Source organism: Nocardia sichangensis (genome assembly GCF_047200615.1).
Lineage (GTDB): Bacteria > Actinomycetota > Actinomycetes > Mycobacteriales > Mycobacteriaceae > Nocardia > Nocardia sichangensis.
Genome location: NZ_JBJZOK010000018.1, coordinates 145,051 through 159,593, shown reverse-complemented (window position 1 = coordinate 159,593; position 14,543 = coordinate 145,051). Strand labels below are relative to the sequence as shown.

The following is a 14,543-nucleotide window of genomic DNA, read 5'->3' as shown; positions in this document are numbered from 1 at the left end:
GAAGCACTGTGCCTACGTACAGCCCCAAGGCGGGTGACGTGACCCGTAAGTGGTACGTCATCGACGCCACTGACGTAGTGCTCGGCCGTCTCGCCGTCCAGGCAGCGAATCTGCTGCGTGGCAAGACGAAGCCGACCTACGCCCCGAACGTCGATGGTGGCGATTTCGTCATCATCATCAACGCCGACAAGGTCGCCATCAGCGGCAACAAGCGGCAGGACAAGCTGATCCACCACCACTCCGGGCACCCGGGCGGCCTCAAGTCGCGGACCGTCGGTCAGGTGTTGGAGAGCCGCCCCGATCGGCTCGTGGAGAAGGCCGTCAAGGGCATGATCCCGAAGAACAAGCTCGGCAACGCGATCGCGGGCAAGCTGAAGGTGTACGCGGGCCCGACGCACCCGCACGCCGCCCAGCAGCCCATTCCGTTCGAGATCAAGCAGGTGGCCCAGTGACCGCTCCCGAGGAATTCAACGAGGAATACGTCGAGGAATTCGACGCCGCCGAGGCTGTCGAGGACGGTGCGGGCTACGAGGACTCCGAGGCCTCGGCGTCCTACGCTCCGATCGTGATCGACCGCCCGGTGCAGACCGTCGGCCGCCGCAAGGAGGCCGTCGTGCGCGTGCGCCTGCTGCCCGGCTCCGGCAACTTCGTGCTCAACGGCCGCACCATCGAGGACTACTTCCCGAACAAGGTGCACCAGCAGCTGGTCAAGTCGCCGCTGGTGACCGTCGAGCGCACCGAGTCCTTCGACGTGCACGCCCGCCTGGTCGGCGGCGGCCCGTCCGGCCAGGCAGGCGCTCTGCGGCTGGCCATCGCCCGTGCGCTGATCGAGGTCACCCCGGAGGATCGTCCCGCCCTCAAGCGGGCCGGCTTCCTGACCCGTGACCCGCGCGCCACCGAGCGCAAGAAGTACGGTCTGAAGAAGGCGCGCAAGGCGCCGCAGTACTCGAAGCGCTGATTTCGGCAACGTCGGCCCACCGCATCCGGCACCCTCTCGGTGCCGGACGCGGTACGGTCGACGCGGCAGCTGTACGAGAGCAGGCTCCAGCGAACAGCTGGTCGCCTGCTCTCGCGCTGTATGAAGATGCGGCGTTAGCGGGGCCTTCGTGGTGCACGGGCCGGTGCCTCCCGGGCCGGCGCGCCCACGCCACAGATCACCAATGAGGGGCGAGGTATGGGACGGTTGTTCGGCACCGACGGAGTCCGCGGGCTTGCCAACGAGTCACTGAGTCCGGAGCTGGCGTTGCGCGTTTCCGGCGCGGCCGCGCAGATCCTGAGCCGGGGCAAGAAGCGCGCGCTCGCGGTGGTCGGGCGCGACCCGCGGGCCAGCGGGGAGATGCTCGAGGCCGCGGTGACCGCGGGGCTGACCGCGGCGGGAGTGGACGTGCTGTCGGTGGGGGTGCTGCCGACCCCGGCCGTGGCCTACCTCACCGGTTTGTACGACGCCTGTCTGGGCGTGATGATCTCCGCCTCGCACAACCCGATGCCCGACAACGGGATCAAGATCTTCGCCGCGGGCGGGCACAAACTCGACGACGCGATCGAGGACCGGATCGAGGCGCTCATGGCCGCGGAGACGCAGTTCCGGCCGACCGGTGCGGGCATCGGCCGGGTCCGCAGCGCGGCGGGCGCGCGCGATCACGGGCTGGCCGTCCCGGATCAGTACAGCCTCGCGGGCACCCACGAACGCTATGTGGAACATCTGGTGGAGGCGACGGGCCAGGACCTATCCGGGCTGACCGTCGTGGTCGACTGCGCGCACGGCGCCGCCGCGGAAGTCGGACCCGCCGCCTACCGTGAGGCCGGTGCGACGGTGATCGCCATCAACGCCGAGCCGGACGGGCTGAACATCAACGACGGCTGCGGCTCGACCCATCTCGAACAGGTACGGGCCGCGGTGGTGGAGCACGGCGCCGATCTCGGTCTCGCGCACGACGGCGACGCCGACCGCTGCCTGGCCGTGGACGCCTACGGCAATGTGGTGGACGGGGACGCGATCCTCGCGATCCTGGCCCTCGCCATGCACGAGGCGGGCGAGCTGGCCGAAGACACTTTGGTCGCCACCGTGATGAGCAACCTCGGCCTGCATATCGCGATGCGGACGGCCGGAATCACCGTGCGCACCACCGCCGTCGGCGACCGTTATGTGCTCGAGGAGTTGCGGCGCGGCGGCTTCACGCTGGGCGGCGAGCAGTCGGGGCATGTGGTGTTCCCGCGACACGGCACCACCGGCGACGGCATTCTCACCGGCCTGCGCTTGATGGCGCGGATGGCGCAGTCCCGGCGCAGCCTGGCCGACTTGGCGAGCGTGCTGAGCACCGTGCCGCAGATTCTGGTGAACGTGCCGGTCAATGACAAATCCGTGGTCGCGCGCGCACCCGAGATCCGCGAAGCCGTGCTGGAGGCGGAGCGGATACTCGGCGACTCCGGGCGCGTGCTGCTTCGACCCAGCGGCACGGAGGAATTGGTGCGGGTGATGGTGGAGGCCACCGACCCGGCGCAGGCGCGTCAGCTGGCGGACGATCTGGCGAAGCGGGTCGCAGGGGTATAGAGGGTTGAGGTCGTGCCGCGGCCGTGGGTCAGTGGGTTTCGGTGAGTACGCCCGCGTTCATGTGCCAGCGGCGGGTCGCGCGGACGGTGTCGAGCATGCGGCGGTCGTGAGTGACGAGCAGGAGTGTGCCGGTGAAGGACTCGACGGCCTGCTCCAGTTGTTCGATGGCGGGGAGGTCCAAGTGATTGGTCGGCTCGTCGAGCACGAGCAGGTTCACGCCCCGGGCTTGGAGCAGGGCGAGGGCGGCGCGGGTGCGTTCGCCGGGGGACAGCGTGTCGCACGGCCGCAGCACGTGTGGGCCACGCAGGCCGAATTTCGCCAGTAGCGTGCGCACTTCGGCCTCCGGCCAGTCCGGCAGTTCGCCGCCGAAAGTGGCGGCCAGGGCCGCGGTCCCGCGGAACAGCCCGCGCGCTTGGTCGACCTCGCCGACCTCGACGCCGGAGCCCAGCCTCGCCGTCCCGGTGTCGGGCTGGAGCTGTCCCAGCAACAGGGCGAGCAGCGTCGACTTCCCGGAGCCGTTCGCCCCGGTCAGCACGATGCGGTCGGCCCAGTCGACCTGGGTGGTGATCGGGCCGAGCGTGAAGTCGCCACGGGTGACGGCCGCCTGGGACAGGGTCGCCACCACCGAGCCGCTGCGCGGGGCCGCGGCGATGCTCATGCGCAGTTCCCATTCTTTGCGGGGTTCTTCCACCACCTCGAGCCGTTCGATGCGGCGCTGGGTCTGCCTGGCCTTGGCGGCCTGCTTCTCGGTGGATTCGGCCCGCATCTTGCGGCCCGCCTTGTCCGAGTCCACCTTCCTGGGATCACGCGCCTTGCGGCGGGCGGTGCGGACACCGTGTTCGAGCCAGTTGCGCTGCATCTGCGCGCGGGCCTCCAAGCCCGCCTTGGTGTCGGCGTAGTCCTCGTACGCCTCGCGCGCGTGCTGCCGGGCGATCTCGCGCTCCATCAGGTACGACTCGTAGCCGCCGTCGTACGACCCGACCTGTTGCTGCGCGAGATCCAGCTCGACGACGCGGTTCACCGTGCGCGCCAGGAACTCCCGGTCGTGGCTGATCACCATCAATGGGACCCGCACACCGGCGACGAACTGTTCCAGCCGGCTCAGGCCGTCCAGGTCCAGGTCGTTGGTCGGCTCGTCCAGCAGCAGGATGTCGAAGCGGGACAGCAGGACCGAGGCCAGCCCGGCCCGCGCGGCCTGACCGCCGGACAAACCGGTCATGGGTGTATCCAGGCCGCTGGGCAGACTGTCCGCGAGGCCGAGATCCGCGGCGACCTCGTGGGCGCGCTGGTCCAGATCGGCCCCACCGAGGGCGAGCCAGCGTTCCAGCGCGGGGGAGTACTCGTCCGGCCCGCCGTCGGCGAGGCGCTCGGCCGCGGCGTCCATCACTCGCTGCGCCTCGGTGACTCCCGTTCGGCGGCCGAGGAATTCGAAGACGGTCTCGCCTTCGACCCGTTGTGCCTCCTGGGCCAGATAACCGACCGTCGCGTCCGGGGGACTGAGCGTGATGCTGCCCGTCGGTGCGTGCCGGTCGGCGAGCATGCGCAGCAGCGTCGACTTGCCCGCGCCGTTCACGCCGACCAGTCCGATCACGTCGCCCGGCGCGAGGGTCAGATCCAAGTCGGCGAACAGCGTGCGCTCGCCGTGACCGGCCGACAGGCCGCGGGCATGCAGAGTGGTGCTCACCAGCACGAGTCTGCCGTGCTCGGGGTCGGACCCTGAGGTCGACCCCGGGAGAAATCAGGGTCGGTATCGGCCGCCGGGCCGATGGCGGGGCCCGCGACGACGGGCACAGTGGAGGACGTAGCGATCACCGCACGAGAGGGAAGACCAATGACCGTCCCCACCCGCCGTTTCACCCGCTCCACCCACGACAAGTGGATCGCAGGCGTCTGCGGTGGCATCGCCGAGTATCTCGGCTGGAACGCCAACGTCGTCCGTCTGCTGTTCGTGGTGTCGTGCCTGCTGCCCGGCCCGCAGTTCGTCATCTACTTGGTGCTGTGGCTGTTGATGCCGAAGAAGTGAACTCGCGGGGCTGCGTCGAGCCCGCGCGGGTGACAGGATGGAACGATGCCGCTCGAGCGGCATCGCACCACCGGTACGAGTCCTGCTGAGGAGGGGTCATGATCACCTCGAGCGAATTCCCAGGCCTGGATATACCCGGTATCGACGCGTCTTCGTCGCTCGACGGCCTGGGCGCGATCGAATTGCACCACCCGACGCAGGGCATCGACGGCGACGGCTCGCTCGACACCGTCACTACCACGGGTGACGACGCGATGCAGGTCTGGACCGACTACGACCACGACGGCTTCGCCGACCACGTCACCGTGGTGGAGAAGGACGGCGACTACGCCGCATGGGAATTCCAGCGCCACCCCGACGGCACCTCCGAATGGGTCCGCACCGACCGAGGCAGAATCGGAAGCTGACCGAATCCGCGGGGGCGAAAATTCGAGGGAACCGAGTGTCGGCGTGTTGCGTCGAAGGAAGTAGGGCGGCATTCGGCGCGAACGAGATTCGCGTCGGCGCAACGACACTACGAGGACGGAGGGGAGTCGTGGGCGGGTCGGAAATGGTCGGTGTGCGGACGGAGGAGCTCGGTGCGCTCGGCAGCGACTATCGCAGATCGGCGGACGTCGTCCGCGACCAGGCGAAGGGAGTCGCCGATCACCTGTTCGGCAGCGGTGACGAGGCGGGCCGGAATTACGCGCCGCAGGGGATCGCGGTGCATCAGGGCCTCGAACGGGTCGGTGTATGGCTGCGGAACTGGAGTGAGGCCACCACCGCGACCGCCGACGCGCTCGGGGCCGCCGTGGTGGCCTACGCCGAAACCGACCAGCAGCGCGCTTCCGAGACGAACAAGACATGAGACCGCCGAATGACCCGTGCTCGCACCGGCGACGCCAGACATTCGAGGAGTCGGAATCATGACGGTTTCCTGGCAGGGCAAGGCGATCGACACCCTCTTGGACGAGGGCAGCGCGGGGTTGCAGTACTGGATCGAGTTCACGCCGCTGTACGAGGCGGCGTTCGGCGACAACGAGAGACGCGTCGGCGTCGGCAAGCTGCTGGCGATGTACGACGAGCAGCGCGGCACCCGGTTGGACAGACTGGAGCAGACGGGCGAGGCGCTGAAAGCCGCACTGTCGGAAGTGGATCGGCAATGGGACGCGCAGCAGGGCTACACCCGTCGGCTGCCCGGCCTGTGGCAGGGTACGGCGGCCGCCGCCGCGCTCGACATGCTCGGCAAACAGTCGGTCCTGGCCGACGAGGACCGGCAGCACGTCAAGACCGCCGTCACCGTGATCGCCGATATGGCGGGTTCGCTGCGGTCGGCGGTGGCCGCGAAGGCGTTCGCCACCCGAGAGTTGCTCGCGGGACCGGTGGGCGGCAGGAAGGTCGTCGAGATCGACGGTAAGACCCCGGCGGAGGTGAAGGTCATCGTCGACGTGCACAACGCGCGGGAATGGATCGACGCCGACCAAGTCCGCGAGCTGGGCCGCATCTTCCCCGCACTCGCCGTGCCGGAGGACAAGATCAACACAAGCGTGCTCGGCTTCATCAACTCCGACAGCGAGAACATGCTCACCGGCGCGTACGGCGACCGAGTGCGCAGCGTCACCGATGAGTGGCTGACCAAGACGTTCAAGCCGGACTTCGACCGCAAACTGTCGTCCTATATCGACGTCTGTACCGAGGTCGATCGACTGTTCAAAGACCAGTACAAGAACCTGGCCGATGCGCTGACGCAGGTGGCCGAGCATGGCTACCCGCGCCCGGAAGGTCCGTCGGAACCACAACCGGGGACACTGGTCGACCAGGACAAACCCGAGGTGACCAGTGCTCCCGGCCCGCCAGGCCTGCCCGCCGCCACGGTCCCGGCGAGCACGACACCGAGCACAGTCCCCGCGTCGACCACACCGACCACGCCGGACAACCCGTCCACGCCGAGTACCCCGTCCACGCCGAGTATTCCGTCCACGCCGAGTATTCCGACCACACCGAGTATCCTGACCGCCCCCGCGCCCAGGATGCCCGCACTGGACGGACTTGCCGCGCTCAGCCAAGTGGCGCGGGAATTCGCGCCGCTGGCAACCGGCCTCGGTCAAGCGGTGGAGCAGGGCGTGTCCGCGTTGAGCGGAATCATCAAAAGCGGAGTCGACGACGCGATCGAAAAGCTCATGCACAGCATCGATCCGCAGAAGGCCGAAGCCGACGACCGGGACGACGAAGGTCGGGACCGAAAGCCGAGCGCTGAGGCGGAATTCGATATCGGAGGTAAGCATGTGCAGTTCGAGATGGGGCCGGACGGCCGGTTGAAACTCGTCCTCTCCGATACCACCGGTGCGGAGCAGGAGTTCACCGTCGAGCTGAACGAGCACGGCATACCGGTCATCTCGACGATCGAGCCGGACGCCGACAACGCGCAGCCCCCGGCGCCTGAGCCTCTTACGCCGGAGTCTCGGAACGAGGAGTCTCCGGCACCGGATCCTCAGGAAGAAGAGAAAACGCCCGCTCCAGGTTCGGAACCGGACACCGAGGACGATCGGCCAGGGCTGCCGAGCGGAACCTTGCCGCGCACCCGGCGCGAAGAGGATGGCGAGCACTACCCGAAGCCGATGCCGGAGCAGGGCGAGCGGGAACCGGACGTTCCAGTGGACAGTGGCGCGGAACTGGCCGAAGCCGGGCCGCTGGACGCGGGGTTCGCCGAGGCGGGTCCACTGTGAGCCCGTCCGGGACGAGGTCGCACACCGCATGAGCGAGGAGGCGCAGCATGGTCGACTACGCCGAGGAAGCGAGGCAACTCGCCGCCGAGAACCAGCGCCGCATGTCGCTGTTGCTCGACGAGATCCAGGCGATCAACGAGCAGACCGCGGCGACCGGCCGGGAAATCGCCGACCGGCTGACCGCCGAGATGGACGAGTTCTGGGTGACGCACGCCGCCGACCTGGACAAGGCCGCCGCCGAGGCGGAGGAGCGGCAGCGACTGCAAGAGGAAGCGCAAGAGCAGCGCGCGGCCATCGCACGGTCGATGGCCGCCCGCCGGGCCAATCACACGGTGACGCCGGTCGATGAAGAGGACGAGGAGGCCAAGTTCTACCAACGCAAGAGCTGGCTGATCTGATCGACGCTCCGCGGGCCGGTCGGTCGGCTACCGCCGCAGCAGCGCGGCGAGCTGGCCGACCTTCAGCTTCGGCGGCTCCTTCTCCTGCGGCGCCGCGGGGTCGACGACGGTGGTGTGCGGGATGACCTGGTCGGGATCAGTGAAGGCGCGATAGGTCTTGTCGTCCGCCAGCGTGGCGAGCAGGTAACCGGCCAGCAGGGCGCGCGTGGTGCGGGAGGTCTTCGATTCGTGCTTGCCCGCACCCACGGCGGCGAGGACGCGCCGCCCCTCGATGATGCCGTTGTGCGAGGCCTTGTCGATGGCGCGCAGGGTCGCCGGGCCGCCCCAGGCGGTGGCCAGTGGGATGGCGTTGGAGCTGACCGAGGTGATGTCGGTCGCGCCGGCCAGGATCAACGCCGGAACGTCCAGCTCCGGGGCGACGGCTTCGGCGGCAGGCGCCGTCGGCGCGGGGAACAACGCCGCGACGGCGGCGACGTCGCGGCGGCCCGCGGCGATGACCGCGGCGCCCGCTCCCATGCCGTGCCCGGCCAGAGCCAGGCGCTCCGGATGCACGCTGATCTCGCCGTCCCCGAGCCGCACACCGGTGCAGATGTCGAGCGTGGTGAGCAAATCGGCGGCCAGCCCCAGATGTGACGGAATCGGTCCGCGCTCGGTGTCGGGCGCGGCGGCCACGATTCCCCAGGAAGCGAGGTGTTCGAGCAGCGTGCGGTAGTGGTTCGCCCCGGTCAACCAGCCATGTCCGAACGCGACGGCAGGTAGGTTCCGCCCCGTCTCGGGCGTGAACACCACCCCCGGCTGGCCGGCGATGGCCAGGTTGCCACGCAACACGCGGTGCGGGCCCCGGCTGGTCAGGGTGCTCAATAGCGATTTCACAGACGCCGACACGACGTGAACGTTATCCGATAAGTAGTGTGGTGAGCCATGTGCGGAATCGTGGGGTACGTCGGGTACCGAGACGCGCTCGGCGTCGTCGTTGACGCGTTGCGCCGCATGGAATATCGCGGATACGACTCCGCGGGTGTGGCGATCCTGGATGGCGCGGGCACGCTGGCGGTGGAACGCAAGGCGGGCCGCCTGGCCAACCTGGAGGCCGAGCTCGCCGAAACCGGGATCGATCGCTTCGTGGGCACCACGGGCATCGGGCACACCCGCTGGGCCACGCACGGCGCGCCGACCGACCGCAACGCACACCCGCATCGGGACCACACCGGCAAGGTCGCCGTCGTACACAACGGCATCATCGAGAACTTCGCCCCGCTGCGTCGCGAACTGGAGGACGCCGGGGTCGAGCTGAACAGCGACACCGACACCGAGGTCGCGGTGCACCTGGTGGCCCGCGCGTACGCCCATGGCCCGACCGCAGGCGACTTCGCGGCCAGCGCGCTGTCCGTCCTGCGCCGTCTGGAGGGCGCGTTCACGCTGGTCTTCACGCATGCCGACCATCCGGACACGATCGTGGCGGCGCGCCGCTCCACCCCGCTGGTGGTTGGCGTGGGCAAGGGCGAGATGTTCATCGCCTCGGATGTCACGGCGTTCATCGAGCACACCCGCGAGGCGGTCGAGCTCGGTCAGGACCAAGCCGTGGTGATCACCCTGGACAGCTACCGGGTCACCGACTTCGCCGGCGAGGACGCGAGCTCGCGCACCCGCCCGTTCACGATCGACTGGGACCTGGCCGCCGCCGAGAAGGGCGGCCACGACTACTTCATGCTCAAGGAGATCGAGGAACAGCCCGCCGCGGTCGCGGACACCTTGATGGGGCATTTCAGCACCGACCACGACGGCGCGGGCCGGATCGTGCTGGACGAGCAGCGCCTCGCCGACCAGGAACTGCGCGATTTCGACAAGGTTTTCGTCGTGGCGTGCGGCAGCGCCTATCACTCCGGCCTGCTGGCGAAGTACGCCATCGAGCACTGGACGCGGCTGCCCGTCGAGGTGGAGCTGGCCAGCGAGTTCCGCTACCGCGATCCGGTGCTGGACCGCTCCACGCTGGTGGTGGCGATCTCCCAGTCCGGCGAGACCGCCGACACGCTGGAGGCGGTGCGGCACGCGAAGGAACAGAAGGCGCGCGTCCTCGCGATCTGCAACACCAACGGCGCGCAGATCCCTCGCGAGTCCGACGCGGTGCTCTACACCAGGGCCGGGCCGGAGATCGGCGTCGCCTCCACCAAGGCGTTCCTGGCCCAGGTGACGGCGAATTACCTGGTCGGGCTCGCCTTGGCGCAGGCGCGCGGCACCAAGTACCCGGACGAGGTGGCCCGCGAATTCACCGAACTCGAGGCGATGCCGAAGCTGGTGGAGCGCGTGCTCGAGACCGCGCCGCAGGTGCGGGCCATCGCGCGGGAGCTGGCGCAGGTGCCGACCGTGTTGTTCCTGGGCAGGCACGTCGGTTACCCGGTGGCCTTGGAGGGCGCGCTCAAGCTCAAGGAACTGGCCTACATGCACGCCGAGGGGTTCGCGGCAGGTGAGCTCAAGCATGGTCCGATCGCCCTGATCGAGGACGGCCTGCCGGTGATCGTGGTGATGCCCTCGCCGAAGGGGCGCGCGGTGTTGCACTCGAAGCTGCTGAGCAACATCCGGGAGATCCAGGCTCGCGGCGCGCGCACCATCGTGATCGCGGAGGAGGGCGACGACACGGTGCGTCCGTTCGCCGACGACCTCATCGAGATCCCGAGCGCACCGACGCTGTTCCAGCCGCTGTTGTCGACGGTCCCGTTGCAGATCTTCGCCGCCGAGGTGGCGCAGGCGCGCGGCTACGACGTCGACAAGCCGCGCAACCTGGCCAAATCCGTCACCGTGGAATAGTTCGGCGGCCGCGCACTTCGCAGTGCGCGGCCGCTGTTCCGCCGGGACGACCGGCGGCTATGCCGGCACGGTAGCCAGGGGCTCCGCCGGGACGGTGGGTGTCCCGCGACGCTCGAGCTGCCCGGACAGGATCGCGAGCAGTAGCGCCACCAGCACCAGACCGACGCCGACCCAGTTGGGTGCGGTGTAGCCGTAGCCTGCGGCGATCACCACGCCACCGAGCCAGGCCGACACCGCGTTGCCGAGGTTGAACGCGCCGATGTTCACCGCCGACGCGAGGGTCGGTGCGCCCGCGGCCTGGTCGAGGACGCGCTTCTGCAACGGCGGCACGGTTGCGAAGCCCAGAGCGCCGATCAACACCACCGTGACGGCGGCGGCTATCTTGTCGTGCGCTGTGACGGTGAACAGCGCGAGAACGAGCGCGAGCCCGCCGAGTGTGAGATACAGCATCGGCATCAGATGGCGGTCGGCGAACTTGCCGCCGATCAGATTGCCCGCGAAGAAGCCGAGGCCGAAGAGGACCAGCAGCCAGGTGACCGAACTCTCCGCATAGCCGGTGACCTCGGTCATCATCGGCGCGAGATAGGTGATCGCGGCGAAGACCCCGCCGAAGCCGAGCACCGTCATCGCCATCGCCAGCAGCACCTGGGGGTTGCGGAACACCGCCAGTTCGGTGCGCAGCGCGGCGTTCGCCGCGGCGGGCTGTTCCGGGACCAGCGCCGCGACGCCGAGCAGGCCGATCAACCCGACCAGTGCGACGAACACGAAGGTCAGCCGCCAGCCGAAGTGCTGGCCGAGCAGCGTCCCCAGCGGTACGCCGACCACCGTGGCGACGGTGAGCCCGGTGAACATGATCGCGATCGCACCGGCGCGCCGATCGGCGCTGACCAGGGTTCCGGCGACGACCGCGCCGATCCCGAAGAACGCGCCATGGGCCAGCGACGCGACGATCCGTCCGGTCAGCATCAGCGCGAAGGTCGGCGCCGCGGCGGACAGGAGGTTGCCGACGACGAGCAGCGTCAGCATGCCGAGCAGCATCCGTTTGCGCGACAGCCGGGTACCCAGCCCGGTCATCAGCGGCGCACCCGCCACGACGCCGAGCGCGTAGCCGGTGACCAGCAGGCCCGCGGTGGGGATGGACACCGAGTAGCTGCTCGCGATGTCTGGTAGCAGTCCGACGACGACGAATTCCGTCGTCCCGATTCCGAATGCCCCGAGGGTCAGGGCGAGGAGTGCGAGGGGCATGAACGAAGCCTCCACGTGACGTTTGCTTCAAACTATTACAGGCGTAAACAATAATTGCATACGCTCTTTAATTGCAAGCGCGGGCTATTGTGATCCCTGGCTATCCTGGAGACACGAACCCCGACGCCGAAGGAACGCCGATGACCGCGGATGCCGCCTTGACCGGCCTCGCCGATGGTTGGTACGCACTCTCGCTACTGCACGACCGGATCGAGGCGCACATCGAGCGGGCCCTGCAATCCGGGCACGACCTGAGCGTTCGCGAGTACTCCCTGCTGGTCGTGCTGAGCCGCCAGCACGACGGGCCGGGCGGGCACCTGCGGATGAACCAGGTGGCCGAGGCCGTGGTGCTGAGCCAGAGCGCGACCACCCGACTGGTTTCCCGGCTGGAAGATCGCGGCCTGCTCCAGCGTTACCTCTGCCCCGACGACCGTCGCGGCATCTACACCGATGTCACCCCGGCGGGCTTGGACCTGCTGGAACAGGCGCGGCCCACGCACGACGCCGCCCTGGCCGGAGCACTCGGGCAGGCGGCCGCCGATCCCGAACTCGCTCCGCTCGTGGCCGCGGTCGAAGCACTGAACACCCACGGCGCACGGCACCGCGACTACCGTCCGGTGTGAGTACGGGACGGCTCGGCGATCAATGAGTGCGGAGTCGAGGTCCGGGCTTTTCTCCGGGATGCTTCGTCGGAGGTTTTCGCGGTTTCTCGGCTGGACCTCGCCGAGGCCACGTCCGGAGCGCTTCGCCGGTGGAATGCCCCCGGTAAGCCCGAAGGGTCCGTACCCTGCGGTTTACTGCACGGTGACCGAGCCGCGCATCTCCGGGTGCAGCGAGCAGAGATAGCGGTAGGTGCCCGGCGCGGTGAAGGTGTAGCTCCACTCGCCTTTGTCGAAGATCGGGCTGTTGATGCCCATGGCCTTGTCGCCGATGCCCTGCACGGTGTGCGGGACCTTGTCGTCGAATTTCCAGGTGACCGTGTCGCCGACCGCGACGGTGACCTCGGCGGGGGAGAATTTCATGTCATGCGCCACGACGGTGGCTGCGGCGGGCTTGCGGTCACCGGTCTGCTGTGCGGTGGTGGTCGGCCGAGCCGGTTTCCTCGTCGTGGTGGCGGCCGAACCGGATTCGTCGCCGCCGCAACCGGACAGTAGGAGCGCGCAGGCCAAGGCGACTCCCGTGACGACGCGGACGATCCCGATGCGGCGGACGCTTGGCATGATGGCCAAGCGTAGTAGGCCACACCGACGGAGGGAGCGGCGATGTCCACGCAGCGGGGCTATTTCACGGTGGACGAAGTGCGCGCGGCGGAGGCCGAGCTGTTCACCCGGGTGCCGGACGGCGTGCCCATGCGCCGGGCGGCGCATGGGTTGGCCACGGTGGTGGCGGGTGAACTCAGGGAGCGTACCGGCGGTATCGCGGGGCGGGCGGTGACCCTGCTGGTCGGTTCCGGGGACAACGGCGGCGACGCGCTCTGGGCGGGAGCGCGGCTGCGCCGCCGCGGTGTCGCGGTCACCGCGGTGTTGCTCAGCCCGGAGCGGGCGCACGCCGGAGGACTCGCGGCGCTGCGCGGATCGGGCGGTCGAGTCGCCGACGACGTGGGCCGCCCGGATCTGGTGATCGACGGCATCGTCGGCATCTCCGGTCGCGGGGCGTTGCGGCCGCGTGCCGCCGAAATCGTTGCGGCGCTGGAGGCTCCGGTCGTCGCGGCAGACCTGCCCAGCGGCGTCGACCCGGGCACCGGCGCGATCGAAGGCCCGGCGGTTCGCGCGGACGTCACGGTCGCGTTCGGCGCGTACAAGCCGGTGCATGCGCTCGCCGCGCCGCAGTGCGGGCGAATCGAATTGGTGCCCATAGGTTTACGTCTCCCGGAGCCGGGTCTCCTCGCACTGGAGCCCGCGGCGATCGGGGCCGCGTGGCCGATCCCCGGCCCGGCCGACGACAAGTACACGCAGGGTGTGACGGGCGTATGCGCGGGTAGCGCCACGTATCCGGGCGCCGCGGTGCTGTGCGCGGGCGCCGCCGTCGCGGCGACATCGGGCATGGTGCGGTATGCCGGGACCGCGGCGGCCGAGGTGCTGAACCACTTCCCCGAAGTGATCGCCGCCGAGGATGTCGCCGCGACCGGTCGCGTCCAGGCCTGGGTCTTCGGTCCCGGCGCGGGCACCGACTCCGCCGCCAGGCAACGCCTGCGTGAGATCCTGGCCACCGACCTCCCGGTGGTGATCGACGCGGACGGCCTGACCATGCTGGCCGCGGAGCCGGACTTGGTGCGCGGTCGTGCGGCCCCGACCGTTCTGACTCCGCACGCGGGCGAGTTCGCCCGCCTCACCGGCCACGAGGTCGGTCCCGACCGGGTGGCGGCGGTCCGCGACTTCGCCGCTTCCTGGCAGGTCACGGTGCTGCTGAAGGGTCGCGCCACGCTCGTCGCCGCCCCGGGCGGTCCCGTGCTGGTCAACGAGGCGGGCGGTTCCTGGGCGGCGACCGCGGGCGCGGGCGACGTGCTCTCCGGCATCATCGGGGCGCTGCTCGCGGCGGGGCGGGAACCCGCATGGTCGGCCGCGGCGGCCGCGCGCGTGCACGCGCTGTCCGCGAACCTCGCCGCACATGACGCCGCCCCCGCGGGAACCCCCATCTCGGCAAGCCTGCTGGGAGCTCACCTCCGCCCCGCCATCGGCGTTCTCCGTGGCCTCGCCCACGCGCCACACAAACCGATTGGAAGCAGCACCGAGCACGCCAATAGACTCGACCGGAATCGACGCAACGACTGATCTCGAGAGCACATGGGTAACTCGTCGGGCACGCCCGAAATCAAG

At 69.4% G+C, this 14,543-nt stretch carries 15 protein-coding genes; 11 read left to right on the top strand and 4 right to left on the bottom strand.

Annotated features, from left to right (window positions below):
• Positions 1–8: 8 nt before the first annotated feature.
• The 3 genes from rplM to glmM all read left to right on the top strand — a co-directional run bounded on the left by rplM (position 9) and on the right by glmM (position 2,551).
• Positions 9–452: a 50S ribosomal protein L13 gene (gene rplM, locus ACL03I_RS24455; protein WP_067803768.1), complete on the top strand. Its 444-nt coding sequence runs from the start codon at positions 9–11 to the stop codon at positions 450–452.
• Positions 449–958, top strand: coding sequence for a 30S ribosomal protein S9 (rpsI, locus tag ACL03I_RS24450; RefSeq protein WP_195080437.1), 510 nt, complete (start codon positions 449–451; stop codon positions 956–958). The genes rplM and rpsI overlap by 4 nt, the downstream gene beginning before the upstream one ends.
• Before the next feature lie 216 nt (positions 959–1,174).
• Positions 1,175–2,551, top strand: a complete 1,377-nt coding sequence (gene glmM / locus ACL03I_RS24445; protein ID WP_364430942.1) for a phosphoglucosamine mutase — start codon at positions 1,175–1,177, stop codon at positions 2,549–2,551.
• A 28-nt stretch (positions 2,552–2,579) separates the two neighbouring features.
• Here the strand turns inward: glmM and ACL03I_RS24440 are convergent, their stop codons facing one another.
• Complete coding sequence (locus ACL03I_RS24440) at positions 2,580–4,235, bottom strand: ABC-F family ATP-binding cassette domain-containing protein (RefSeq protein ID WP_412807028.1); 1,656 nt, start codon at positions 4,233–4,235, stop codon at positions 2,580–2,582.
• Positions 4,236–4,382: 147 nt separating this feature from the next.
• Here ACL03I_RS24440 and ACL03I_RS24435 point away from each other — a divergent pair, with 147 nt between their 5' ends.
• From ACL03I_RS24435 to ACL03I_RS24415, 5 genes are all read left to right on the top strand, one after another.
• A complete protein-coding gene (locus ACL03I_RS24435; protein WP_355076265.1) occupies positions 4,383–4,574 on the top strand; it encodes a PspC domain-containing protein in 192 nt (63 codons plus the stop codon).
• Positions 4,575–4,672: 98 nt separating this feature from the next.
• Entirely contained in the window at positions 4,673–4,981 is a 309-nt protein-coding gene (locus tag ACL03I_RS24430; protein ID WP_355076267.1) for a DUF6802 family protein, read from the top strand.
• Positions 4,982–5,109: 128 nt separating this feature from the next.
• Positions 5,110–5,421 (top strand): hypothetical protein, encoded by a 312-nt coding sequence (locus ACL03I_RS24425; protein ID WP_412807027.1) that lies wholly within the window; start codon positions 5,110–5,112, stop codon positions 5,419–5,421.
• Positions 5,422–5,479: 58 nt separating this feature from the next.
• Positions 5,480–7,279, top strand: a complete 1,800-nt coding sequence (locus ACL03I_RS24420) for a hypothetical protein (protein WP_412807026.1) — start codon at positions 5,480–5,482, stop codon at positions 7,277–7,279.
• Positions 7,280–7,326: 47 nt separating this feature from the next.
• Positions 7,327–7,677, top strand: a complete 351-nt coding sequence (locus tag ACL03I_RS24415; RefSeq protein ID WP_355076272.1) for a hypothetical protein — start codon at positions 7,327–7,329, stop codon at positions 7,675–7,677.
• Positions 7,678–7,704: 27 nt separating this feature from the next.
• Here ACL03I_RS24415 and ACL03I_RS24410 read toward each other — a convergent pair whose 3' ends face one another.
• The gene (locus ACL03I_RS24410) at positions 7,705–8,562 is read right to left on the bottom strand and encodes an alpha/beta hydrolase (RefSeq protein ID WP_412807025.1); all 858 of its coding nucleotides are present in this window, start codon (positions 8,560–8,562) and stop codon (positions 7,705–7,707) included.
• A 36-nt stretch (positions 8,563–8,598) separates the two neighbouring features.
• On the opposite strand from ACL03I_RS24410, the gene glmS reads away from it, so the two are divergent.
• Positions 8,599–10,482, top strand: coding sequence for a glutamine--fructose-6-phosphate transaminase (isomerizing) (glmS, locus tag ACL03I_RS24405; protein WP_355076276.1), 1,884 nt, complete (start codon positions 8,599–8,601; stop codon positions 10,480–10,482).
• A 57-nt stretch (positions 10,483–10,539) separates the two neighbouring features.
• Here glmS and ACL03I_RS24400 read toward each other — a convergent pair whose 3' ends face one another.
• A complete protein-coding gene (locus ACL03I_RS24400) occupies positions 10,540–11,727 on the bottom strand; it encodes an MFS transporter (RefSeq protein WP_355076278.1) in 1,188 nt (395 codons plus the stop codon).
• Positions 11,728–11,867: 140 nt separating this feature from the next.
• Between ACL03I_RS24400 and ACL03I_RS24395 the strand changes: the two genes are divergently transcribed.
• Positions 11,868–12,350: a MarR family winged helix-turn-helix transcriptional regulator gene (locus ACL03I_RS24395; protein WP_356964719.1), complete on the top strand. Its 483-nt coding sequence runs from the start codon at positions 11,868–11,870 to the stop codon at positions 12,348–12,350.
• 171 nt (positions 12,351–12,521) lie between these two features.
• Here ACL03I_RS24395 and ACL03I_RS24390 read toward each other — a convergent pair whose 3' ends face one another.
• Positions 12,522–12,947 (bottom strand): cupredoxin domain-containing protein, encoded by a 426-nt coding sequence (locus ACL03I_RS24390; protein WP_355076281.1) that lies wholly within the window; start codon positions 12,945–12,947, stop codon positions 12,522–12,524.
• Between the two features lie 42 nt (positions 12,948–12,989).
• On the opposite strand from ACL03I_RS24390, the gene ACL03I_RS24385 reads away from it, so the two are divergent.
• Positions 12,990–14,498 (top strand): NAD(P)H-hydrate dehydratase, encoded by a 1,509-nt coding sequence (locus ACL03I_RS24385; protein WP_412807024.1) that lies wholly within the window; start codon positions 12,990–12,992, stop codon positions 14,496–14,498.
• Positions 14,499–14,543 lie beyond the last annotated feature (45 nt).